Here is a 24,730-nt window from a genome sequence, read left to right on the forward strand (position 1 = left end):
GATTCCAGGTACTTGAATCAGAAATCGAACTATAGTGACCCAATATCGATTCTTTTTATACTTATCTGCAATAGCGTTACTCTGCTTAACGATTTCAGGTTTTGTCCGCCCTTGCAATGCTCAGTTCGAATTACTGGTTGAGCATGAGCGCAACACGGGAAATGTTCTTCTTAGGGAGGTAAATGGCATCACCATTTACACGTACGTGGGTGCTTCCCAGATTTCTCTGATTGACGCCTCTGGAACTGTGCGCTCCTATCAGATCATCGATCCGTCAGTCAGAGTCATAGGGTTCTCGGAGTCTTTTGAAGGATTCTTCCTGGAGATGGACGATTTGTCCGTGCAAGTGCTGAACGTGGGACAATCGGTCGATCAGTATTCAATAGATCCGTTTCCAATATCCTTGTGGTCAGCGCACGATCAAATCATATCAACATCCCTGGGCACCTTTATTCGTTCCGGAGGAGATATTTCTATTTACAACCTTGCGTCAGAATCATTCGACGTTGAATATTCGCTCCCACCGTCAGGCGTCGTTCGATCCGGATCTGACTTTCTGGACGCCGACTCTCTCCTGGTCTACGTCCAGAGCACTTACGGACCAGATAGCTGTTGTGCCCATGTGGCATTCCGAACTGGTGAAGGGGACTGGAGCATTGTGGATGGAGTTGAAAAGTCGCTCGCCCACGAGCTTGGTAAGGGTATTCTTTACCTCGGCCACGATACCGGTTTTCAAGTATTTGATTTGACCAAACGTGACCGGGGTGGTTCGTACATCGCGTACGATCGTCCAGCCGAACCTTCCGCAATTCGGGAGGGGCCATCTGGAAGCGTCTATTTCAGCACACTAGTAGGGGAAATCTGGAAGTATGATGAAGCGGTGGGGTGGAGTACCCCTGTGACAACAGACGAATCGATCCTCTCCCTTGTTCTAGAAGGCTCAGACGTACGTGCATACGCCTCCAACACCGGGCTTTGGTACAACACATCGATTCCCGTAAACACCGTTCATGAACCGAGAGACAGGAGCCAGGGCGTGGACGTATATCCCAACCCGGCCAATTCAGGGTCTCCCATCTTCGTACAACTGCCCCCAAACGGAACCCATCACGTGAGCAATACCGTCAACGTGTTTGACGTCTTGGGACGGGAAGTCTGGACGACACGATATATGGGAGACTCCATTCAGATAGGTACAAATGTGACAAGCAGACTCAGCCCAGGAGTGTATCTGATCATCTTGTCAACGGGCGATTTCTATCACCGCCAAACATCCACTATCCTCGTTATTGAATGAAATTCGCCACGCTACTTACGCTGTTCATGCTCTTTGGAGTTGTATTTATTAATCCTATGGGCGCATCTGCGCAGGAACTGCGTCCCTCCCTGCAAAGGCTCCTGCAATCGTCCTCCGCGGAAGCACCCGGAACGGAGGCACGAGTTCGCTGGGAGTCGCGGTCCAGCGCTCCCTCATATGTAGCACGCGTTCGGATATGTGAAGGCGATTCTGGTGTCGACAGTAAAACAAGAGCCGATGCCTTTATTCGACGCAACGCAGACGTATTTGGGACGAATTTCCATTCCGATTTCGAAGTTGAGCGCACCGTAACTCTTGGTGACTACCGTATTGTCAAGTTTCAGCAGATGTATAAGGGATATAAGATTCTTGAAGCAACATACCGTGTGAACCTAGATAAAGAAGGGTGTATTCTAGGGTTTGGAGGTACATATGCTACGATCGAACGTGACATGACAGTACCATCCACGGATGTGGCGAGCGTCGTATCTGCAATCAACGAAGTCATACCCATAACATTTGCATCTACCGAGACTCTTGCCGTCGAGTTATTCGTTTCAATCGCCGATCCTGCGGATCCAGTCTGGATTTACAGATTAAAGTCCCATGAAGGCGACATTTTCTATAGTGTCGCATCACGAAAGGTGCTCGAACATGACGGAAGCTCTGGAAGTACATTCGATAATGGCCCAGCAAGTCCGTTTTTAGATGGCGATATAGCAACGGAGATGCACATGTCAGATCGGGAGCAGGCGACAATTCGACCGTTCCGGATCGAACTGGATGACATACCCAGTAATCGTGCAAGTAAGGCCGGACATGCTTATAGTACGAATCCGAGCGACGGCACTTATGTAATAAAACAACTTGGTGCGCTTGATGGCACCGGCCAATATTTAGAATCAGGTTATTATGGACTAAAGATTTACAACGCGGCATTCAATCCCTTAAATCATTCGACTGGTGCCGGAACCACTACTGCCGAATTAGGAGGAGGGAATGAGTATAAATTTGAGCTCAACGAAATCACGGGGACTACTTGTAATGGCGTGAGTTTTCATGTGAATGTGGATTGCAGTCATTTAGACGACTCCAATGCATATTATCATATGGCTAATTATATGGGCTGGCACGATTTGCTATACTATCTGGGGACAACACCACATGTGGAAGTTGAATCTCTCCGCGAACAGGACAACGTTGGGAAAGTCAAAGAATATACCAGCGTTGCGGATCAGTGGTACATTAGATTAGGAGTTAAGTCTAGTAACTTATCGCCGGTATATGAAAGCGGTGGCAAAGACCGGTCGGTAATATTTCATGAATACAACCACGTTGTTTCTCGGGAAGCCCTGGGTTATGAACCAACTTTTGGAACGAACGAAGCGGGCGCGATAGATGAAGGGCTCGCTGACCTTCTATCAGCGCTTTATATCCAAAGTCCTCATATAATGGAAGGCGCTGTTTGGTGTCCTCCCAAGCACCTGGCTGAAGATGAGATTCTGTGCGACGGACCGGACGAGACCTACCTGAGAACTCTTGATACGGATTATTCCACCTGGGCATATGATTCTACAAAATCGATCAGTAACCAAGATCTTGAATTCAATACGTGTAGTTATCAACAATTCAAGAATGGCGTATATTCATGTGCCTCTATTATTTACACTGATAATACTGAACACGCGCTTGGGACCGTATTGGCTGGTGCTGTGTGGGACTATTACTTAGATGCCTCGCCGTATGTGATGGATTTGTTTTATTTAACGCACTTAACTTTGAGCAATCTTGACAATGATGCCGATCTTAAGGACTTTGCTGACGTGATTCGGGATCAGGCTGATCTTATCTCGGGTATTGATGGTCCTCTACTCAGTGGGCACCTTCGGAATCGGAATATCTACGAACACGGAACTCCGCGCACCTATACAGTTCCATCCAAGCAGGGTTTGATTCAACAGCCTATTGCCGAAATTGATAGTACAATAGCCCTCGGTGCCACAGATGTAGATGGTCTCGTCCGTGTATATCCAAATCCTGTTGGATCGATATTGACGATTTCCTTGAGCCCCGATTTGTCGTCGAGTCTCCTTCTCAACATTTGGGATTCCCTAGGGCGCAGGGTGCTGTCTATTTCAAGTGAAAGCAACTCAGTCGGTTCTACTCAGACACTCGATGTATCGAACTTATCTTCTGGTACGTATGTCGTCGACGTTCAAACGAGTGTTGGCAATTATCGAACAACATTTGTAAAGATATAGAATGACGTCTTCCAGTTATTCGAGGACGACTACGACCCGCTCAGATGACAATGACCTGTCTGTTTCAATGAAAATGACTGGTATCAACGTCAATCGGAATTGAGCAGACACGTGCCCCAAGTACTTGTGCGACGATGGATTCTTCTCCTCGCACTGTGCTGTGTGAGTGGTGTCACACAGGTTCAAGTCAGTATGGCCACAGACAATGACTGCAAACCCCTCTCCCTGTACTGCATTGAGCTCGTGCCGACCGTGGCCTTTGAAGGGGTGCGCTCGGCGGTCGAGCTTGCTCGACCGCCGAGCGCATTCGGTGTTGCCGTCTCGAGGGATGGCCATCAGCGCTACCGGCTGATCGTTCATACGGAAGGGTTACCAAGTCCTCCCGCGGGGCATGCCTATGTACTCTGGTCGATGCCGCTGGTGCTCGACCCCGTGGTGCGGCAGGCCACGATCGTGAACGGCGAAGTAGATGCGGGCGAAATCGCGCTCAACCGGTTCATGCTGCTCGTCACCCTGGAGCCGGAGGATGCGGCAGCGGACGCCGGCCGGACGGGACCTATCGTCATGCGCGGGCGCTCCCCGTCCAGTCGGATGGAGCCGCACGATCTGTTCCAGCTTTCGGCTTTCGCGGATCCAATACGGTCGGAAGAAGGGGAAGATGGGAGTGAAGAGGCTGGTGAAGGGGAACACCAAATTGCTGGAAACGGTCACCAGGAGCACGGGCATGGACAGCCAGTTGGCTCGGTCGTCGTCGGCGTCTGGCCCGTCCCGCCCATGCATGCGGGTGTGCGCATGCCGGCGGCCATGCACACCCTGAAACCAACGGTCTCGCCATGGAAGCCGGATGATAAACTTCTGGAATGGGCGGGCGTCGACCGAATGGAAGACCTGCCACGTGCACTACCCAGGGAGGTCTACCACCTGAAGGATGGCGACGAGCTGACCCTGCATGCGGAAGTCGTCCGGAAAACCCTGAACGGCCGGGAAATGGCCTTCCTGGGCTACAATCGGCAAATACCGGGGCCTCTGTTGTGGGTCGATCAAAATGTAACCTTGCAGGTTACATTTAAGAATGACACCCCGTTTCCGTCGTCCATCCACTGGCACGGCCTGCGGCACGACTACCGGTTCGACGGCGTACCCGGCCTGACCCAGGAGGCCGTTCCACCCGGTGGATCCTTCGAATACACGGTTCACTTTCCGGATGCGGGGCTGTTCTGGTACCATCCGCATCATCGGGAGGACATCCAGCAGGAACTTGGCCTGTACGGCAACATGCTGGTGAACGTGCCGGAATCCGACGCCGAGCCCATGCGCACGGAAGTCATCGTGCTCGATGATCTTGCGCTGGCAGATGGCGGCACAGACAACACGGTCGTGCCCTTTGGCACAGAGTCGACGAACTACGCCTTCATGGGGCGGTTCGGCACCGTGCCGCTCATAAACGGCGAGCCGGAAATCACCCTCACGGCCCGCACCGATGAGCGCGTTCGGCTGCTGGTCACCAATGTCTCGAATACTCGCACGTGGAATGTAAGCGTGGAGGGCCACGCTCTGGCTGTCGTCGGCTCCGACTTGGGACTGTATGCAGCGCCAGTCTGGGAGGAAAGCATGGCCATTGCGCCCGCTGAGCGGTATACCGCGGACCTGGAGGCGGCGGCCCCCGGCCGATATGCCATCACGAATCGCATCCAGTCCATTGATCATACGGAGGGCCGCTTCTTTCCCGAAGTCGACACGCTGGGGTGGCTCGTAGTGGAGGGTGCCGCGGCCGCCAAACGGGATCAGTCCGGCCTGACACCGGCCATGACCGCACAGCGCACCGCTCGCGACCGCGCCAGCGTCGACAGCGCCGCTATGGATTCCGTCGCCGCAATGGTCCCGGCCGAGCCCTCCCACGAAATCGAGCTGTTCATCCGGACGCGCAATCTGCCGCCGCTCGTGGACTGGCTGCTCAAGGCCGATCAGTCCTATTTCCACCCGGTGGAATGGTCGGGCACCATGCCCATGATGAATTGGAGCGCATCGGCCGGTGAAGTGGAATGGGTCATGCGCGAAGCGTCGACCGGCCGCGAGAACATGGCCATCCAGTGGCGTTTCGAACGGGGCACCGTGCATCGCATCCGCATCCACAACCTGCGGGATACCCCTCACGCCATGCAGCATCCCATCCATCTGCACGGCCAGCGCTTCCTCGTCCTGTCCTACAACGGCCGCGCGGTGGAGCACAGGGTCTGGAAGGATACGGTCCTCATTCCGGCGGGCATGACGGCCGACATCGCGGTGGAATTCACCAACCCCGGGCGATGGATGATGCACTGCCACATCGCCGAACATCTGGAGACGGGCATGATGGCGGGATTTATTGTAGAATAGGGTCGATGCCCACCCGAACCCAACGACGATGATTTTGATGATGCGCTCTCCGGTCACCCTTCGCATTCCGCTCCTGGCATTCCTCCTGTCGATGCTCCTGGCCAGCTCGGCGGTGGCCCAGCGACCGCAGGCCGTCCAACAGTATGTGGCATCCGATGCGCCGCTCATGGCCATTGAAAACGTGACGGTCCTGGATGGGACCGGTGCGCAAGCGCAATCCGGGGTGACCGTGGTCATCCGGGACGGCAAGATTGCCGCCATCGGGTCGAATGTCGACGTGCCGGCAGGCGCCGAGCGGGTTGACGGCTCCGGCAAGACGCTCATGCCGGGCATGATCGGCATGCACAACCACACGTTCTATACCACGTCGCAGCGGCGCATCCAGCTGGATTTCACGGCGCCGTTGCTGTATCTGGCATCGGGTGTCACCACCATCCGGACGACGGGCAGTTATGCGCCGTACTCCGAACTCGAACTGAAGCATTCCATCGAGCGGGGGCGTCAGGTGGGGCCGCGGATGTTCGTGACGGGTCCGTATCTGACCGGCGGCGAGGGCTATACGTACATGACGCGCGTCGGCAACGCCGAGGATGCGCGCCGCGTGGTCCGCTACTGGGCGGAGGAAGGCGTGGACTGGTTCAAGGCCTACACGCTGATTTCCCGGGAGGAACTCGCAGCAGCCATCGATGAAGCCCACAAGCATGGCGTGAAAGTGACGGGCCACCTGTGTTCGGTGTCTTTCCGCGAGGCCGTGGCGCTGGGCATCGACAACCTGGAGCATGGCTTCTTCACGAACACGGATTACGACGCGGATCGGGCGCCGGACTCCTGCCCGAATGACTTCCGGGAGAGCCTGGTGGCCATGGACCTGGACAGCGACGACATCCAGGCGACCTTCCGTGAAATGAACGAGGCGGGTGTCGGCATGACCTCCACGCTGGCCGTCTACGAGATGTACGTGCCGAATCGTCCGCCGCTTGAGCAGCGCGTGCTGAACGCCATGTCCACGGAGACGCAGCAGGAATACCTGCAGACCCGCGCCAACATCGCCGATCAGAATTCGGCGTTGTGGCGGGAGCTGTTCGCCAAGAGCCTGGCCTACGAAAAGGCGTTCGTGGAGGCCGGTGGACTGTTGGCTTCGGGCGTGGATCCGACGGGATACGGTGGTGCCCTGCCCGGCTACGGCGACCAGCGCAATTTCGAACTCCTGCATGAGGCCGGATTCACCACGCCCGAAGTGGTACAGATCATGACGCTGAATGGCGCGCGGATCCTGGGCATTGCCGACGAGACCGGCTCAGTGGAAGTGGGCAAGACGGCCGACCTCGTGCTCATTGACGGCGACTTGACGACCGACCCGGCGTCCATCCGGAACGTCGAATGGGTATTCCGCGACGGGGTGGCCTTCGACTCGGCCCTCATGATCGAGGCCGTGGAGGGTCAGGTGGGGATTCGGTAGGTCGCGCGGGCCTGGCTTGGTCCGGATTTTTCTAGAGCATCCCCAGGATTCCGGCGCGGATCATGGCTACGGCGATGGCAGCCAGGAACAGGCTGGCCACCTTGGCCACGGCCTTTGCAGCGCCGTTTCCAAGCTTTTTCAGCAGAGCCGGACCGAACCAGTAACCGAATGCGACGAGAGTCAGGTTGGCCAGGAGGGAGGCCAGCGTCGGCATGTAGCCGAATGACGACTGGCTGACCAGGATGGTCGTGATGGCGGCCGGGCCGATGGTCAGCGGGATGCCGATGGGCACGATGCCCTGGGTCGAGTCCTGGATTTCTTCGTCCTCGGCGTCGGGCGCACGGCGGCGCATGTCACCGAAGATGAGGTCCGTGATGCTGAGCACCAACAGGATGATGCCTCCACCGACCCGCAGGTCATTGACGGTAATGCCAAGGGTGCGGAAAATCACATCGCCTGCAAAAAGAATGACCGTCGCGACAACAAAAGCCGTGGAAAGGGCTTGAAGTATGAGTTTGTGGCGGGCCGACTCCGAGAGCCCGTCCGTCATGCCAATGAACAGGGGGAGGACTCCCGGCAGGTTCATGGCCACGAACAGAGGCAGGAATGATTCGATATAGGGCGTCAAAGCAACAACGGATTCAGGGTGAGGCCAAACAGGTCTTGACCCTTCTGGTGGCCGGTCTGTTCCTTGCGGGGTGTGCCCCGCCCGCCGAAGATACCGTGGAGACCGCGGAAGTGCTGGTTTTCGAGCGCCTGGGCATGGGGCATTCCGGTACCGTGCGGGATACCGTGGAGGCGATAGCCCGGTCTGCGGCCGAATGGGAGACGCTGCAGCAGGCCGTGCGTCCCATGGAGCCCTTCCGGGAGGTGGATTTCACCCAGTACATGGTGGCACTTGTGGCCGTCCCGACCGAATCGGGCGGATACATCGTGGAAGTCGAGTCGGTCGAGGATCTGGATGGTGAAATCCAGGTTTCCTACGTCCTGAACACGCCGCAGTCCGATTGCGTCACATTGGCGGCCGAGGCCATGCCATTCCAGGCGGTCGTGGTCCGGCGCGCCGAGGGCGAGGTCCGGTTCACACGCCGGATAGCGCGGTACTCCTGCGAATTGTAGGGCGATAGGCCTCGATCAACGGACCGTAATGGGCACCGCCGTCGAGCGCCCGGCATATTCCACGCGCAGGATATAGGCACCCTGCGCCACGTTCCCCGGCCGTTGCACCGGAATCCGGTGGGAGCCGGTCTGGAGTACCATCGGGCCGGCGAGTGCCGCCACAGTCCGGCCGAGCATGTCCACCAGCGAAATCCGGACGGGTCCGGCCGCATCCAACTCCAGCGCTACGCGGGCATGGGATTGCATGGGGTTCGGATACACCGACGTCACCCGGAACGACCCCGGCAACGCATCCCGTCCGCCGGTCCCATGGCCTGCGACATTCGTGGCCACACTGCTGTCGAACATGCTCATGGCCGGGTATGCCCCATCGAACAACGCATCCACCTCACCCTGCTGCATGCCAAGCCAGTCACGCAAGACGCCTCCGTACACCGACCTGAAGTCCGTCTCCGCCACCATGTTGCCCGTATCGTCCACCGTGCCGAGGTCGGGCGCAGAGCCCAGGATTTCCCCGGTCATGTGGCCACCGAAAACGAACATGGGGGCCGACGTGCCATGGTCGGTGCCGCTGGAGCCGTTCTGGGCAATCCGGCGACCGAATTCCGAGAAGGTCACGCCACACACGCGGTCCAGCAGACCGTCCGACCCCAGGTCCGCGACAAAGGCGTTGACCGCATCGCCGAGCCACCGCAGCAGCGTGGAATGGGTGCCCAACTGATTCGCGTGGGTATCGAATCCGCCCATCGTGACGTGGTAAATCTTCGATCCCAGGTTGCCGCGGATGAGTCGCGCCACGGTGGCCAGGTCGCGACCCAGCCCGGAACCCGGGTAGGACACCATGTTGCTGCCCTCGACGTGTGCATCCTTGATGGATGCCGCGTATACGAATGAATCGTTGGAGACCCGGCGCACGAAAGAGGCCTCCGCCCCGAACGGCGTGTCGGGCACGTCGTCTTCATCATACAACGTCCCGGTGGAGGTCAGCCTATCGAGCAGACTCAGATTCGGGAAGGTGACGCCCAGGTTGGAATGCGTACCCTGGAACAGGAGGGGCGTGGATCCCCCTATCTGGAGTCCGACCGGGCCATCCGCACCCACCTCGTGGTAATCCGGATAGACGCCTTCCAGGAAACGCCCGGACCAGCCCGTGTTTTCCAGCGCGTTCGCATCCTTGCCTGACAGCCAGACATCGGTGGACATGAAATGCGACAGCTCGGGCGACGCGTATCCCACATTCTGGATGATGTTCATCTTTCCGTCACCCAGTAGCGCCTCGAACGGCGCCAGCGACGGATGCAGGCCCAGATCGGCCGTAACAGGTACCACCTGTGACTCCGTTATACGGAGCTGTGGCCGTGCCTGGTGGTAGAGGTCGTTCGAGAAAGGAATGACCGTGTTCAGGCCGTCATTGCCGCCGGACAGCTGGATGAGCACCAGGATCCGGTCGCTTTCGTTGCCGGCCAACGCCCGGAGAAGGGCGTTCGGGGCCGAAGCATACACAGAGGTGCCGCCGACGCCCACGGCCACTCCGGCACCTGCGAGGGCGAGTCCTTTCACGAACTGGCGACGCGACCACGCCGCATGGGCCATGCCGTGCAGGGCCCCATCTTCCAGTCGACTTCCGGAATGATTGCACATATCAGCTCAACTGGTATTCTGGAAACTGCGAGAGGGCGACGAAATAATTCCGGACGAACGCCCAGGCGAACGGTCCCTCCGGCGACCATTCATACCACGGGGTCGGTCCCAGGAAGAGTTTCACCAGATTCATTCGCCAGGCCGGACCGTTCAACAGGTCGTCGGGCAGCGGGCTGTTCACGAGGTCGCCGGCAAAGGGGGTGTCGATTTCCGGGATGGATACGTGCTCGAGCGGCACGGCAAACATCGACTCCGCCAGGTTCAGGGCGAAGGAGACGGCCGGATGCGTGGAGCCGGGCTCCAGGTAGGCCGGAATGAGGTCGGCCCAGTTCATGTCGACCGTATCCATATCGGCGAGGCGCGCGTCGGCGTTCCATCGCGACGGCAGGGATTCGGTGGACAGCCACTGATGATGCCCCGGCCAACCCGCGACGTTGGGCGGGGAGAGCAGGGTCTGTCCCAGGCTGTCCACTGCCGAGACCAGGGATTCCAGTTTTTCATCCGCCACCGTTCCGGCCCTCCAGGAAATCCCCATCGTCAGGAATTCCAGAGGGCTCTTGATCCTGGCCCCGACGAACCGCTCGTCGAAGAAGGCCGTGGACGTCAACAGGGCGCGCAGCACAGGTTTGATCTGGAAGTCCGCGGCAAGCCACTCGGCGGCCAGGGACTGGGCGGTGTCCGTCTCCGGTTCGTCGTAAATGAACTCCCGGATGAAGGTTTGGGCCAGGAACCAGGCTACGGCCTCGGGCCGATGTTCGAATATCAGATCGGCAATGTTGTCCTGGTCGAAATTGCCCGTCTGTCCCAGGAACGTCTTCTGCCCGGCATCGAACCGGTTGGTTTGCTTCCGGGATGTCCAGGTTGTTCGTACATCCATGACCCAGCCGGTAAAGGCCCGGGCGGCGTCCACGATATCCGCCTGGGTATAGTTCGGGGACCCGTCGGCACCCAACGGACCCATGGTGAACAATTCGAGCAGTTCCCGCGCGTAGTTCTCGTTCGGAGCTCCGGACCGGTTGAAGCGGCCGTCCAGGTAGTACAACATGGAGCCGTCCTTGGCCATGCTGCGGACGAGGGCCTTGAAGTTGCCCAGACTGGACAGGGTCAGGAGCAAGAGGTATTGATGCGCAAGTGCGCCGTACCGGTACTTGCGGATGTCCGTCACGAAATGGTTGTGCCACAGCACGGTCATGCGCGACCGGAGCGTGCCCGAGAGCAGATCACGTACCCACTTCTGCCGGATTTCCTCGGCGTAGTACTCATTGTCGCGCAGGAACGCCCGGACGTCGTCGTCCGGCGCGCCGACAGGCGGATACTGGCGCTGAAGCCAATATGGATTGGGGATCAGGGCCGTCATGACCGGCTCGGCCAGCCATTCGTCAACAACGTCCGCCGCCGTTCGTCCCGTCATGGCCCGGATACGGGCTTCATCCGAGGAAAAACAGGCGCGTCGCAGCAGATGAGCCGCTTGGGTCCGTGTCAGCGGGGATTCGAGTGGTGTCAGCATGGACCGTGCTTGTGCTTGCAAGGACGGTCATATAAGTGCCACTTCCCGGAAAGGTCCCCGGGGCAGGCGGTTTCACCCCGGGTCTGCAGACTCAGGCCAGCGTCGGCTTCAAGACCGGTTCATCCGACTCGACCACGCCGTCGCGCAGGCGGACAATCCTGCGTGCGTGCTGGGCGATGTCCTCCTCATGGGTCACCACCAGCAGGGTGTTGCCGCGCTGGTGGAGCTCCTCGAACAGGTTCATGATTTCGACGCCGGTCTTGGAGTCGAGGTTGCCGGTCGGCTCGTCCGCCAGCAGGATGGCCGGGTTGTTCACCAGTGCGCGGGCCACGGCCACGCGTTGACGCTGCCCGCCCGACAGCTCGTTGGGCTTGTGGTCCATGCGGTCGCCCAGGCCCACACTTTCGAGTGCGGCCCGCGCCATGTCCCGCCGTTCGGACCGGCCAATGCCGGAATAGATGAGCGGCAATTCCACGTTCTGGAGGCAATTCACGCGAGGAAGCAGGTTGAACGTCTGGAAGACGAATCCGATTTCCCGGTTTCGCACGGCGGCGAGCTCATCGTCATCCAGGTCGCCGACACTCGTTCCGTTCAGCACGTAGGAACCGCTGGTCGGGGTGTCCAGGCATCCGATGATGTTCATCATGGTCGACTTGCCGGAGCCCGACGGTCCCATGATGGCCACGTACTCGTTCGGCTGGATTTCCAGCGTGGCGCCGTCCAGGGCGCGCACGATCTGGCTGCCCATCTTGTACACCTTGTGGACGTCGGTCAGCGAAATGATGGAACGCATATCAGGCCCGCTCAATTGGCCGCCATGTTCGGGCCACGGCGTGTGTTCGGTGAGGACTCCTCCACGAGGTCATCCGGACCCAGCGTCCGCGAAACGGCGCTGTAGGGACCGGTAATGACTTTGTCACCGCTGGAAAGACCCGAAATGATCACGATGTGGGTATCGTCGGCAATGCCGGTTTCGACCTCGACCATCCGGGCACGCGTCCCGTCCATGACGAACACCACGCGGCGGATGTCTTCTTCCTGCATCCCGGCACGCCCAGGCATCTGGTCGCCCGACGCGTCATTCTCGGCGTTCGCCGTGCTGTCGGCCGAAGCTCCCCGTGCCTTCTCGCGCGCAATGGCCGCGAAGTCACGTACCGTCACCGCCTGGATGGGTACGGCAATCGCACCATCCACGGTGTGCGTGAAGATGTCGACCGTGCCGCTCATCCCCGGCCGGAAATTCGGCGTTTCGGCGTTCACGTTCGTTTCGTCGTCGGCAATCGCGCCGTCCCGGGCGGACTGGTCAAACGCCGTGTTGTGGGCGGCCAGGATGCGGATCTTGACCGGGAAGTTGGTGATCTGCTCCTGCGTACCTGCACCCATCGTACGGGCGGAGTTGGCGATTTCCGTAACCACGCCCTTGAACGAGCGGTTCGGATACGCATCGATTTCAATGGAAGCGGTGTCACCGAGGGCCACGTTCACGACGTCGTTCTCGTTCACGTCCACATCCAGTTCCATCTGGTCGAGTCGCGCCACGCGCATCATTTCCGTGCCCGTCATCTGGGTCGTTCCCACGACGCGCTCGCCGAACTCGACCAGGAGCGTGGAAATCGTCCCGTCCATGGGGGCATGGATGGATGTCTTGGACAGGTTCTCCTTCATTTCCCGAAGCCGGGCCTCGGTAATCTGGACATTGAACTGGGCCGCTTCATGGTTGGCTTTGGCCGTTTCATACCGATTGACCGCTGCTTCCAGGTCGGCATCGGAGATGGCACCGGTCTTGTGGAGCTCCCGCTGGCGATTCAGGGCGCTTTCAGCCGTCAGCAGGTCGGCACGACGGGCCGATTCCGATGCCTTCGCCTGCAGCACGGACGCTTCGGACTGCTCCACCTGGGCCTGGTAGAAATCAGGTTTGATGCGGGCCAGCAGCTGGCCACGGGAAACCTGGTCGCCTTCCTTGACGGGAAGTGCAATGATCTCACCGCTCACGTCCGGGCTGATGATGACCTCGATTTCCGGCTGGGCCTTGCCCGATGCGGTCACCGTCTGCGTGACCCGACGGATTTCGGCCTCAGCCGTTTCAACCTTGATGGTCACCTCCTTCGATCCGAACAGTCCGGTCGATTTTCCGATGACGATGACGCCCACCAGGACGACGGCAATGATGCCGACCGTAATGAGGAGCTTGCGGGTTGCGTTTTTCTGCTTGGCCATTGGGGGGTGTGTCGGGTGCTTGGCTTGGGACCGGTCCGGACGCCAGACTCAGTCGAAGAGGGACTGGCTCGGATCGAGGTTGCCTTGGTAGTAATTCAGGAGGCGTTCCTGGAAGTGGAACTGGAACACCGCCTGCACGCGCTGGCTGGCGGCGTTCGTGTAGGCCGACTGGGCCTGGGTGAGTTCAACCAACGTGGCATCGGACAGGTTGTAGCGCTCCTGGACCACGCGGAGGGCCTGTCCCGCGGACGTCATCTGCTTTTCGGTGACATCCAGGCGTTTGGCGGCGGTCAGGTAGTCCTGATAGGCCTGACGGACTTCGAGGGCCACGTTCTGCTGGGCATTCTCAAGATCCAGCTGGGCATTCGCGAACTGGACCTTGCTGCGCTCAATGTTTGTCCTGGTATTGAAGCGGTTGAAGATGGGAATATTCAGCGACAGACCAATCCGTTCGCTCCGGTTGTTCTCGAACTGTTCGCTGAAGGTGAACAATTCCCGACGGGCGGATGACCAGCTCGTGCCAATGCTTCCACTCAGGTTCAGGCTGGGCAGGTAACCTGCGCGGGCAATCCGGATGCCCTGGGCGGCCGATTCGATGTTCATTTCCTGCGAACGCAGGTCGGGACGGAGTTCGAAGGCCGTCCGCAGCATGGTTTCAGCGTTCAATGGGCGCACGACGGTGTCAATTTCGTCGACCGACGGCGTTTCAAACGCATATTCGCCGAGCGGATCCAGTTGCATGACCTGGATGAGCCGCGTCTGGGCCAGCTGATAGTTGCTCTCGGCCGTCAGCAGCTGGGCTTCGCTGTTCGCGAGGGTGGCCTGCTGCTGGTACAGGTCCGAGATCGGCCGCGTGCCAACGTTCACGAACTCCTGGATCTGGTCCAGCGAGCGCTGCTGCGCGGCCACGTCCTCCTCCCGGACCCGGATGTTCTCGCGGGCGACAATGACGTTCAGATACGACTGGATGACGTTGAAGACCACCGTCTGCTTCGTGCGCTCGAACGCGAATTCCTGGCCTTCCAACTGGGCCTCGGCGGAGCGCACACCGGCGACGTCGGCGAACCCGTTGAACAGGTTGATACCGGAACTGGCGTTGAAGCTCATTCCGTCGGTGATGGTGTTCCGCTGCTGGAAGGTGGTGTTGTCAATGAACAGACCGTAGTTCCGGCTGCCGGATGTGCTCAAATTCAGGTTCGGCAGGAAGTCGGCCTTTTCCGACGTCACGGTCAGTGCCTGTACATCCAGGTTGTTCTGGGCGCGCAGGATGCTGACGTTGTTCTCCAGGGCAATGGCCACGGCCTCATCGAAACTGATGGTCCGGGCTTGTTGCGCCTGGGCCGAGGAGGGGAGCAGGATTGCCAGTGCAATCAGGAAGGCGGACGGGAAACGGGTGACGGAACGTCGGGTCATGATGGTGGACATGGAGGTTGAACCTGTCATCGGATGGAATTGTCGCAGATTGGACGCGCCCGGGGGTCTGTACATTCCGCTCGATCCTTACGGGGGCACAGGGGTCGGGTTGCGTGGCGGATGCTACATTGGGTGTCTTCCCGGGCTTGTTCGTCAAACATTGATATCAAGATGCGTGTACTTCTGTATTTGTTGCTGTTTTTGATGGTGGGGTGTTTTCCGGCTTCGCCCGATGGGCCGGAGGGCTCGGCGACGAATGGCGCCGATGCGCGGACGATTGTGCTCGTCCGCCACGCCGAAAAGTGTGAAATGCAGGGAGATGATCCTGAATTGAGCCCGGACGGACAGGCGAGGGCCGCCGACCTGGCGCGTGTCGTTGGGCGGCTGGGCGTGGACCGCATTTATTCGACGCCGTTCAAGCGGACCCTGGACACGGTGCGGCCGTTGGCCGACTCGCTCGGGCTGTCGATTGTGGATGCGCCGGTCGGCGCCGGCAACGTGGAGGCGCTTCGGGACATGCTCCGGGCCGATGCGTCGCAGGTCATTCTGGTATCCGGACACAGCAATACCATTCCGCACGTGGTCAACTGGTTGACGGGTTCCTCGTTCAGTGACCTGGATGAGTATGATTACGACCGGATGTACGTGGTCCGGTTGCCGCAGGAGGGACCTGGTGAACTGCTTGAATTTCAGTACGGGGCGCCGTCGTCCCGGACGCCGGGGTGCTGATCCTGGCGGGATGAACCGTAGCTGACGCCGTCAATCAAGGCATATACCAGTTCGCCTGTCCACGTGGTTCGCTTGGCGGACAGGTCCAGGATGGCAGGCGTCCGCCGGCTTTCGTAGCGATACAGACCCAGGCCCGGCGCAAAAAGGCTGGTGACATTCCCGCTCTCCCCGTTCTGGTTGGACCAGTAGTTTTCGTACACGCCGATGTACGGTGCCGGGAATACGGAGTCGGAAATGACGACCGAGGTCGTGCCGGTTTCCTGTTCAACGTCGGCGGCCAGGAATGGAGACTGGAACGCGCAATCCACGCGGTTCAGGGGGTTGGTACCGACGAAAAAGGGGTCGTTGCCGTCGGTGCGGAGCCGGCATGTGGTCCGGCGGAGGGCCACTCCGTCATCGTAGATGTCCACATGGACCCGATAGTCGGTGAAGCCGTCCGGTGCCGGCAGGCGGTCGGAAACCGAGAACCGGAGCGCCGTCGGGGACAGTCGCTTGCCGTCTGCCTGATGATCGACGGTGTATTCCCACACGTTTCCTTCCTGAAGGGCGAGGTAGTCGGCTGGTCGGGGCGCCGACTGCGCGCACAGGGTGCCCGCCGTGCACAGCAGCAGGACGTGCAGGATGAGCGGGCGGTGTACATGCTGGAGCATGTGAGGCAGGGGTTGCATGCGGAGGATGGGCCTGTACGGGATGGAGGGGGGAGGGGTTACGCGTCGCTTCGCTCCGCGTTAGCCCAGGGGGGCTCCGCACCCACGAAAGCCCGTGCGGCTCACGTTGTTCGCCGCTGTGGGCTTTTTCGTTCGCTACTCTTTCGAGCAAGCTCGATTCGTGCGAACGAAAAAGCCCAGCACGCTTCGCGTGCCGGGCTTTCGTGGGTGCGGAGGGGGAGGGATTCGAACCCTCGATACCCGCAAAGGTATGCCGGTTTTCAAGACCGGTGCATTCAACCGCTCTGCCACCCCTCCGATTGTGCGGCGATTGGACGGCAGAGCCGGGATCCTGTTCCGGCAGCGGGCCAAAGGATCTACTTCATGAGCACCATGCTCCGCGTCACGGCATGCCCTGCCGTCTCCAGTCGGTACAGGTACATGCCGCTCGGCATGGCGGAGGCATCCCAGGTGATGGCGTGGTCTCCTGCGGACCGGAATCCGCTGTCAAGCACATCAACCTGCCGACCGAGCAGGTCATGGACGGTGAGGCGAATTTCCTGGGACTCCTGGAGTGTGTAGCCAATCCGGGTGGACGGGTTGAACGGGTTGGGGACGTTCTGCGAAAGCACAAAGGTGACCGGCGCTTCGGGGTTCTCGACGTCGACCGAGCCTGCGTCTGACCACTCGATCCGAACGCGCGAAACCTCGTTCATGCCGCTGCCAAGATCCATGGAAAGCGTGGATTGGGCGATTTTTCGCGCATCGGTTTGCAGGATGTATTGCTCGCTCCCGAATTCAACCCAGCCCGTGCCGTCCCAGATCTGAAGACTCATCCGGCTCGGCAATCCGTTGAGTTCGTGGCTCGTTACGTATTCGGTAAACGTACGGCCTGTCGGGACCCAGGCGGAGCCGTCCCACTCTTCCGTGATGGTCGTTTCATCAATGATGTAGAACGTATTGACCTGATAGGATGCATTCCTGTCAATCCGGAGCTCGTTGACCCAATCCGTGCCGTCCCAGTTCTGCGAGATCAATTCGGGAAGCCGGATGGCATAGAGCATGCCCTCCAGTTCCGAGGACTCGTCCAGCAAGCGCTCGAACTCCCGGTGCAGGTAGAACAGCGAGAGGCCCGGATAGATGGTGCGTTCGGCGTTCATCCACGCGGTTCCATTCGGTCGCTCCGTCGTCTCGATCACGGAGTTGTCGACTTCCACATACGCGAATCGCTCCCGTGGTGTCCATTGGCCGAGCCACTGGTCCGTCTGCCCGGCCACGACCAGGTCGTTCTCGACAACGTAGGTAGTCTGCTCGACATCGACCCATCCGCCGGCACCATCCGGTGCCTGCACGAGGATCCGGGTGAACACACTGCCGGAGCCTTCATAGAGGGTCCGCTCGAAGGGACGCCAATCCGTGGCATTCCATTCGAATACGGTCTCGCTGGCCAGCGAACCGTCCAAACCGTAGGTGAAGTCGTAGCGCATGAACGGCTGCCATTCTCCGATGACGTCCCCGACCCAGACGTCTTCGTACCGAACCGCCAGCTGGCCGGCTTGGTACTCGTTCCGGGTACGGGTCTCGTTGATCCAGTTCAGGTTGTCTTCGAAGAGGGTGATTTTTTCGGCCGATCGGAAGACGGCGGTCGTCTGCATGGCTTTCATGAGCGGAGAAGCAGTGACAGGTGGGGTTGCCTGCCTGGCTGCGGCTGATCCTGCGCCTGCGATGAGCAGGACCAGAAGGATCACAGCCGCTGCCGTGAGTCCGTAGTTTTTCATTTTTGAAGTTGGATGGTTTGATTCCGAAATCGGGATGCGATCAACGCACTCCGAATCTTACCACGACTGTCCCGCACCACGCATGGCCATTAATAGCCATTTTTGTTGTTCACTTCAGGAACAGGAGGGCCAGTCCTTTCCGCGTGTTGACACCCAGTTTTTCGTAGATGTTTGCGGTGTGCCGGCGGGCCGTGTGGGGACTCATGAACAGGCGTTCGGCTATACCAGCGTTTGACAATCCTTCTGCCAGCAACAACGCAACTTCTGCTTCGCGACGGGAGAGACCGAATTTGTCGCGAAGGGTGTCGGCGTCCGGCAGGGTGACCCCGACCCTTGAGACCAGGATCATGACCGAGGCATCGCCTCCGAAGGCACCTGGAGGCAGCAGCGTGCCTTTCAATTCATAGGTGGCCGACGCCGTCGTCAGTTTCCGCATGCCGGGGACATGCCCGGGCCGTCGCCCCGGAAAAACCAGGGGGTGCAGGGAGTTCGCAATGCTGCGCGCTGCGCCGATGACGGATTCATGGTCGGGATCCAACCCGCAAAGCTGAACAAAGGACGCGTTCCGGTGGATTTCCCGCCGGTCCGCACCATATACGACGACGGCATCGGACAATTCATCCAGGGACGCGCGCTGGGCATCGAATCGTATGAGGGACTCCAACCCGGCTTTCAATTGTGGCAGCAAGGTCTGCAGCAGCATCTGCGTGTGTTCGCCGAACCGGGCCTGATCCTTGCGCTTGAACAGGATCCAGACCAGGACATCACCGAACGCGACGTCGGGTGACAATCCAACGAAATCGCGAATACCCCGCGCAGCCAACACGTCGCTGATCATGGGAGAATCATGCATCCGGTAGCCGACCCCACCGATCATTTTTGCATTGGAAGCCCAGGAAAACGACTCCATGGTCGACTTGCGACGCATCCGCTGCCACAGGTCCACGACCGGATCACTCACGAGAATCCCGTTCGGCGTGTACTCGGTGATGAAGTTCTCCACGCCCTGCGCCAGGTCCGGGTCTTCCTCGCTCAGGAAGAGTCGGTTGCCGGTCGGCAGCAAGGAGATGCTTTCATCCCCACCCACCAGGTCGCGTACCGCTTCATTGACCTGTTTGCGCCACGTGTCGGCCGTCTCTGCCTCCAGAGGAGCGAGCATGGCCCGCGTGGCCCGCTCGTATCGCCGAATATCATCCGCCGACAGCCAGAGACTCATCGATGTGGACAGGCGGGGCGCCTGTGTCGGAGTTCGCTACGCGTCCAGGAACGCCCGGAGGAGCGCGGCGCCGGGGTCGGCGCTCTTCTCCGGATGGAATTGGACCGCGTGGAAATTGTCCCGTCGCATGCCCGACGAAAACGGAATCCCGTATTCGGTTTCGGCCACGGTCAGGGGACCGGTTTCAGCATAATAGGAATGTACGAAATACATGTACGGTTCGGCCTCTTCACCCGTGAATACACCTTTTCCGTCGTGCCGGACACGATTCCACCCGATCTGGGGGACCTTCAGTGCGGCGTGGGTGCCATCGGGTCGCGGCGCGCCGGGAAGATTATTGAACTTGCGTACCCGGTGCGGAAAAACCCCCAGGCAGGTCGTGTCGTTCTCTTCCGAATGCTCGCACAGGAGTTGGAGCCCGAGGCAGATGCCCAGAACCGGCTGCGTCAACGACCGGATGACCTCATCCAGGCCCCGTTCCCGGAGATAGGACATGGACGAGCGGGCTTCCCCGACGCCCGGGAAGATGACGCGGTCCGCGGCGCGCAGCTCGTCCGCGTCGTCCGTCAGCAACGGCTCCACCCCGAGGCGGCGGAGGGCAAACTCGACGCTGCGGACGTTTCCGGCATTGTATCGGACAATGGCGATGGACATCAGAGGGCCCCCTTCGTGCTGGGCAGGGCGTTCGAACCCGTGCGGCGGACGGCATCCCCGAGGGCGCGGGCAAACGCCTTGAACACCGATTCAATGACGTGGTGCTCGTTGTCGCCCGACGCCTGGATGTTCAGGTTCATGGCCGCCGCGTCGCTCAGGGACTTGAAGAAATGCTCGAACATTTCGGTCGGCACGTCGCCAATCCGTTCGCGCTCGAACGGCACATTCCAGACCAGCCAGGCACGCCCTGAGAGGTCCAGGGCGACCGACGCGAGCGCATCGTCCATCGGGGCCGTGAATCCGTAGCGGCCAATGCCGCGCTTGTCGCCGAGCGCTCGGTGGAGGGCCTGGCCGAGCACGATCGCCGTATCCTCCATGGTGTGATGCTCGTCGATGTGCAGGTCGCCGTCGCAGCGGATGGTCAAATCGATGCCGCTGTGCCGGGCAATCTGGTCCAGCATGTGATCCAGGAAGGCGAGTCCGCTCTCCGTGTGTGCCCGACCGGCGCCGTCGAGATCCACATGGACCAGGATGTCGGTCTCGGCGGTCGTGCGGCGCACGAAGCCCGTGCGATTCGGTGTTTCGATGGATTCTCCGGCGTTCCGGCGATCGGCATCCAACTGGATGGCATCCGTGCGCACACTCACGGCGCGGCCGTGTCCGGAGAGATGTTCGGCTTCCGCCATGGTGACGACGTGTGGCCCGAGGCGTCCGAGGCCCGCCTGGCTGGCCTGCTGGAAGGTGATCTTGCGAACGAAGGAATCGAGCGATACGCCGGACCACGCGCGGGCGGCGCCGCCGGTCGGCAGGGTGTGGTTCGTTCCCGATGCGTAATCGCCGAGTGATTCCGGCGTCCAGGGACCCACGAATACGCTGCCGGCGTGGCGGATGCGTGCTGCCACGAACTCGGGGCTCCGCGTGAGGACGATGAGATGCTCCGGTGCGTAGGCGTCCGAAAGGGCGAGGGCCTCGTCCAGGGTGTCCACCACCACGAGCGTGCTGCCCTTCAGCGCAGCACGGGCCGTGTCGGCGCGGGGCAAGTCGGCCAATTGCCGCTCGATTTCGGTCTGGAGTTCGGCCACGATGGCGTCGCCGACCGATACCACGAACACGTGACTGTCTGCGCCGTGCTCGGCCTGGGCCAGCATGTCGGCGGCCACGAATACCGGATTGGACGTTTCGTCCACCAGGATGGCCACTTCCGTGGGGCCCGCCGGCAGGTCCGTCGCAATGCCTTCGGCGGCAACGAGTTGCTTGGCCGCCGTCACGTACCGATTACCCGGGCCGAAAATCTTGTCCACGCGCGGCACGGTATCGGTGCCGTAGGCGAGGGCCGCGATCGCCTGGGCACCCCCGACGGCGCAGACGTGGGTGACCCCCGCCACGTTGGCGGCGTGCAGGATGGCGGGATGGATGGTGCCATCCTCACGGGGCGGGGTGCACAGGACGATTTCTTCGCAGCCCGCAATCCGGGCCGGGATGGCCAGCATGAGGACCGTGGAGAAGAGCGGTGCGGTGCCGCCCGGCACGTAAATGCCCACGCGTTCAATGGGTACCGAGCGCCGCCACACGCGCACGCCTTTGGTGGTTTCCAGTTCGATGGTGCCCTCGGCCTGTGCGGCGTGGAAGGCGTGGATGTTGCGTTCGGCCACCGCGATGGCGGCCACCAGATCGTCGTTCAGCTCGGCGGTCGCGCGGGCAGCCAGGAAGGGGTCCACGCGGACGTCCGCAACGTCCACGCCGTCAAACCGGTTCGTGTACTCGCGCACGGCGGCATCGCCCCGGCGGCGGACGTCGTCCAGGATGGGCCGGACCGCCTGGAGTGCATCGGCCAGATCGCCGCCCGGACGACGGACGAGTTCGGGCCACGTGTTGCGTGCCGGATTGATGACCACGTTCAGGGGCATCGTATCAAACGTATTGTCTTCAGCCATGTCACTGCACCATTTTTTCGATCGGCGTGACGAGCATCCCTTCGGCGCCCGCCGCCTTGAGTTGTTCAATCACGTCCCAGAACTGGTGGTCCGTGATGACCGAATGCACGCTGCTCCATCCGGGCTCGGCGAGGGGCATGACGGTGGGGGACTTCATGCCCGGGAGGATGGCCGTGACGTCCGCAATCCGGTCGTTCGGCACGTTCATGAGGATGTAGCGGAACTTGCGCGCCGTCTGGACAGATTTTATCCGGAAGCGGAGCTGCGCAATCAGGGCGAGCTGCTCGGGGGTCAGGTTGCGGTGCCCGAACAGCACGGCTTCCGACTGCATGATGACCTCGACTTCCTTCAGGCCGTTGCTGATGAGCGTGCTTCCCGAGGAGACCAGATCGCAGATCCCGTCGGCCAGGCCGATTCCCGGTGCGATTTCCACGCTGCCGCTGATTTCGTGGATGGAGGCGTCGACGCCCTCTTTTGCCAACCACCGGCCGAGCAGGCCCGGGTAGGAGGTGGCCAAATGCCGTCCGGCCAGGTCCGCCGGCCCGGTGTAGGGCTCGGCCTTCGGGATGGCAATGGACAGCCGGCATTTGCCGAAGCCGAGGTTTTCGAGCACGTCCACGTCCCGCGTGCCCTCGAACAACACGTTCTCGCCCACAATCCCGATGTCGGCCACGCCGTCGGCCACGTATCCCGGAATGTCGTCGTCGCGCAGGAACAGCAGTTCCATGTCGAAATGCTCGGCGACGGCGCGCAGTTTGCGGTCGGGACGGCTGACTTTAATGCCGCAGGCGGCCAGCAAATCCATGGACGCATCGGACAGGCGGCCGGACTTCTGGATGGCCAGGCGTAGGGTGGAGGGTCGCTCAGCAGCGGGGCGTTTCGGGGTCATGGTCTTGGCTTTGGAAAATAAAAAAAGGCATCCCGGTACGAACGACCGGAATGCCTTCACACTGGACCGTGTGGGCGCTACAGGTCGCTTGGGGTCGGACGGCTATGATGATGGAAGTGCAGCATGGGCGTATGAACGTCGCAAGGGGGCCGGAAGGATCCGCGCATCATGAACTCTTCAACTGTACTTTTGCTTCCATGTCGACCGATTTCCATCAACATGTGGCGTGGACTTCCCACGCGCCGCTCGGCCTGCACGTGGACCGGGCCGAGGGGCCGTACATCTGGCTCAAGGACGGTCGCCGGATCCTGGATTTCATCAGTGGTATTGCGGTTTCATCGCTCGGCCACCGGCATCCCCGCGTGGTGGAGGCCATCAAGCGGCAGGTGGACCGGCACCTGCACGTCATGGTCTATGGCGAGTTCATCCAGGATGCGCAGGCGGATTTTGCCGGCTTGCTGGCGAGCGTCCTGCCGGGCGATTTGTCCGTGGCCTATTTCACGATGTCGGGCACGGAGGCCAATGAGGGCGCGCTGAAACTGGCCAAGAAGGCCACCGGCCGGCGGCGGCTCGTTGCGTTTACCGATTCCTACCATGGCGATACGCACGGTTCGTTGTCCGTCACGGGTCGCGCGGTATACCGGGACCCGTTCCTGCCGTTGCTGCCGGACGTGACGTTCCTGCCGTTCGGGGACCTGGACGCGTTGGATGCGATTGATGCGTCCGTCGCCGCGGTCATCACCGAGCCCATCCAGGGGGAGGGGGGTATCAATGTCCCGTCCACTGCATGGCACCAGCGCCTTCGGATGCGCTGCACAGAGGTCGGCGCGCTGCTGATCTTCGACGAAATCCAGACGGGGTTCGGGCGCACGGGTACGCTCTTCGCGTGCGAACAATTCGGCGTCGTGCCGGACATCATGACGCTGGCAAAGGCCATGGCCGGGGGCATGCCGCTCGGCGCTTTCGTGAGCCGTCCGGACATCATGTCGGTACTGCGTGACAATCCGCCGCTGAGCCATGTCACCACATTCGGCGGCCACCCGGTGTCCTGCGCCGCCGCCCATGCCGCACTGAAGGTGCTGTTGGAGGAGCGGCTGCACGAGCGGGCGGCCGGGATCGAGGCGCGTGTCCGCGCGGCGCTCGATGTACCCCCGGTGGTGGAAATCCGGGGGATGGGCGCCATGCTCGGGATGGTGCTGCCCGACGCGGCCTTCACCGAACGCGTCGTGGGGCGCTGCCTGGAGCAGGGTGTCCTGCTGGGCTGGACCCTGCATTCCAACGCGCTGGTCCGGTTGGCTCCCCCGCTCACCATTCCGTGGGAGGTCCTGGATGAGGGCTTGGCGGTCATCCGGGCGGCGGTTGTGGAATCCGGTGCGTGAGACCGGCCTGAAAACACGTCGGGGGGGCCCCCCCAGGGGGCAGCCCCCCCCCCCCCGAGTAACACGACCCAAGAACACACACCCTCTTCAAGACCACGAACAACGCCATGAAAAACTTCTTCGCTCTCGCCTTCGCCCTGACCTTCGCCTTCGCCGCCACGACCGCTTCCGCGCAGTCCAACACGGCCACGCAGAATGTGTCCATCAACGTCGC

19 protein-coding genes and 1 tRNA gene are annotated in these 24,730 nt (G+C 60.6%); 7 read left to right on the forward strand and 13 right to left on the reverse strand.

Features of this window, described 5'->3' with window-relative positions; translation table 11 throughout:
* Positions 1-34: 34 nt before the first annotated feature.
* The 4 genes from RIE53_14040 (at position 35) to RIE53_14055 (ending at position 7,393) form a co-directional block, all read left to right on the forward strand.
* A complete protein-coding gene (locus RIE53_14040; protein MEQ9105805.1) occupies positions 35-1,297 on the forward strand; it encodes a T9SS type A sorting domain-containing protein in 1,263 nt (420 codons plus the stop codon).
* On the forward strand, positions 1,294-3,558 hold the full coding sequence (locus RIE53_14045; protein MEQ9105806.1) for a T9SS type A sorting domain-containing protein: 2,265 nt from the start codon (positions 1,294-1,296) through the stop codon (positions 3,556-3,558). The genes RIE53_14040 and RIE53_14045 overlap by 4 nt, the downstream gene beginning before the upstream one ends.
* Before the next feature lie 192 nt (positions 3,559-3,750).
* Positions 3,751-5,934, forward strand: coding sequence for a multicopper oxidase domain-containing protein (locus tag RIE53_14050; GenBank protein ID MEQ9105807.1), 2,184 nt, complete (start codon positions 3,751-3,753; stop codon positions 5,932-5,934).
* A gap of 37 nt (positions 5,935-5,971) precedes the next feature.
* A complete protein-coding gene (locus tag RIE53_14055) occupies positions 5,972-7,393 on the forward strand; it encodes an amidohydrolase family protein (GenBank protein ID MEQ9105808.1) in 1,422 nt (473 codons plus the stop codon).
* 31 nt (positions 7,394-7,424) lie between these two features.
* Here RIE53_14055 and RIE53_14060 read toward each other — a convergent pair whose 3' ends face one another.
* On the reverse strand, positions 7,425-8,021 hold the full coding sequence (locus RIE53_14060) for a MarC family protein (protein MEQ9105809.1): 597 nt from the start codon (positions 8,019-8,021) through the stop codon (positions 7,425-7,427).
* A 35-nt stretch (positions 8,022-8,056) separates the two neighbouring features.
* Between RIE53_14060 and RIE53_14065 the strand changes: the two genes are divergently transcribed.
* The gene (locus RIE53_14065; GenBank protein ID MEQ9105810.1) at positions 8,057-8,512 is read left to right on the forward strand and encodes a hypothetical protein; all 456 of its coding nucleotides are present in this window, start codon (positions 8,057-8,059) and stop codon (positions 8,510-8,512) included.
* 15 nt (positions 8,513-8,527) lie between these two features.
* Here the strand turns inward: RIE53_14065 and RIE53_14070 are convergent, their stop codons facing one another.
* From RIE53_14070 to RIE53_14090, 5 genes are all read right to left on the reverse strand, one after another.
* Positions 8,528-10,153: a DUF1501 domain-containing protein gene (locus tag RIE53_14070; GenBank protein ID MEQ9105811.1), complete on the reverse strand. Its 1,626-nt coding sequence runs from the start codon at positions 10,151-10,153 to the stop codon at positions 8,528-8,530.
* 1 nt (position 10,154) lies between these two features.
* Positions 10,155-11,660 (reverse strand): DUF1800 family protein, encoded by a 1,506-nt coding sequence (locus RIE53_14075; GenBank protein MEQ9105812.1) that lies wholly within the window; start codon positions 11,658-11,660, stop codon positions 10,155-10,157.
* Positions 11,661-11,751: 91 nt separating this feature from the next.
* Positions 11,752-12,453 carry an ABC transporter ATP-binding protein gene (locus tag RIE53_14080; GenBank protein ID MEQ9105813.1) on the reverse strand — a complete coding sequence of 234 codons (702 nt, stop codon included), beginning with the start codon at positions 12,451-12,453 and terminating at the stop codon, positions 11,752-11,754.
* 11 nt (positions 12,454-12,464) lie between these two features.
* On the reverse strand, positions 12,465-13,877 hold the full coding sequence (locus RIE53_14085) for an efflux RND transporter periplasmic adaptor subunit (protein ID MEQ9105814.1): 1,413 nt from the start codon (positions 13,875-13,877) through the stop codon (positions 12,465-12,467).
* A gap of 48 nt (positions 13,878-13,925) precedes the next feature.
* Positions 13,926-15,290, reverse strand: a complete 1,365-nt coding sequence (locus tag RIE53_14090; protein ID MEQ9105815.1) for a TolC family protein — start codon at positions 15,288-15,290, stop codon at positions 13,926-13,928.
* 171 nt (positions 15,291-15,461) lie between these two features.
* On the opposite strand from RIE53_14090, the gene RIE53_14095 reads away from it, so the two are divergent.
* The gene (locus RIE53_14095) at positions 15,462-16,019 is read left to right on the forward strand and encodes a phosphoglycerate mutase family protein (GenBank protein MEQ9105816.1); all 558 of its coding nucleotides are present in this window, start codon (positions 15,462-15,464) and stop codon (positions 16,017-16,019) included.
* Here the strand turns inward: RIE53_14095 and RIE53_14100 are convergent.
* From RIE53_14100 to hisG, 7 genes are all read right to left on the reverse strand, one after another.
* On the reverse strand, positions 15,980-16,687 hold the full coding sequence (locus tag RIE53_14100; GenBank protein ID MEQ9105817.1) for a hypothetical protein: 708 nt from the start codon (positions 16,685-16,687) through the stop codon (positions 15,980-15,982). The two genes, RIE53_14095 and RIE53_14100, sit on opposite strands and share 40 nt — an antisense overlap.
* A 210-nt stretch (positions 16,688-16,897) precedes the next feature.
* Positions 16,898-16,984 (reverse strand) — tRNA-Ser (locus tag RIE53_14105).
* A 59-nt stretch (positions 16,985-17,043) separates the two neighbouring features.
* A complete protein-coding gene (locus tag RIE53_14110) occupies positions 17,044-18,321 on the reverse strand; it encodes a T9SS type A sorting domain-containing protein (GenBank protein ID MEQ9105818.1) in 1,278 nt (425 codons plus the stop codon).
* A gap of 232 nt (positions 18,322-18,553) precedes the next feature.
* A complete protein-coding gene (locus RIE53_14115; protein ID MEQ9105819.1) occupies positions 18,554-19,660 on the reverse strand; it encodes a helix-turn-helix transcriptional regulator in 1,107 nt (368 codons plus the stop codon).
* Positions 19,661-19,696: 36 nt separating this feature from the next.
* Positions 19,697-20,314 carry an imidazole glycerol phosphate synthase subunit HisH gene (gene hisH, locus RIE53_14120; GenBank protein ID MEQ9105820.1) on the reverse strand — a complete coding sequence of 206 codons (618 nt, stop codon included), beginning with the start codon at positions 20,312-20,314 and terminating at the stop codon, positions 19,697-19,699.
* Entirely contained in the window at positions 20,314-22,248 is a 1,935-nt protein-coding gene (gene hisD, locus RIE53_14125) for a histidinol dehydrogenase (GenBank protein ID MEQ9105821.1), read from the reverse strand. The genes hisH and hisD overlap by 1 nt, the downstream gene beginning before the upstream one ends.
* A 1-nt stretch (position 22,249) precedes the next feature.
* Complete coding sequence (gene hisG, locus RIE53_14130) at positions 22,250-23,137, reverse strand: ATP phosphoribosyltransferase (protein MEQ9105822.1); 888 nt, start codon at positions 23,135-23,137, stop codon at positions 22,250-22,252.
* A 197-nt stretch (positions 23,138-23,334) separates the two neighbouring features.
* On the opposite strand from hisG, the gene RIE53_14135 reads away from it, so the two are divergent.
* Positions 23,335-24,516 carry an aspartate aminotransferase family protein gene (locus tag RIE53_14135; GenBank protein ID MEQ9105823.1) on the forward strand — a complete coding sequence of 394 codons (1,182 nt, stop codon included), beginning with the start codon at positions 23,335-23,337 and terminating at the stop codon, positions 24,514-24,516.
* Positions 24,517-24,730 lie beyond the last annotated feature (214 nt).

Source organism: Rhodothermales bacterium, assembly GCA_040221055.1.
Taxonomy (GTDB): Bacteria; Bacteroidota; Rhodothermia; order Rhodothermales; family UBA10348; genus 1-14-0-65-60-17.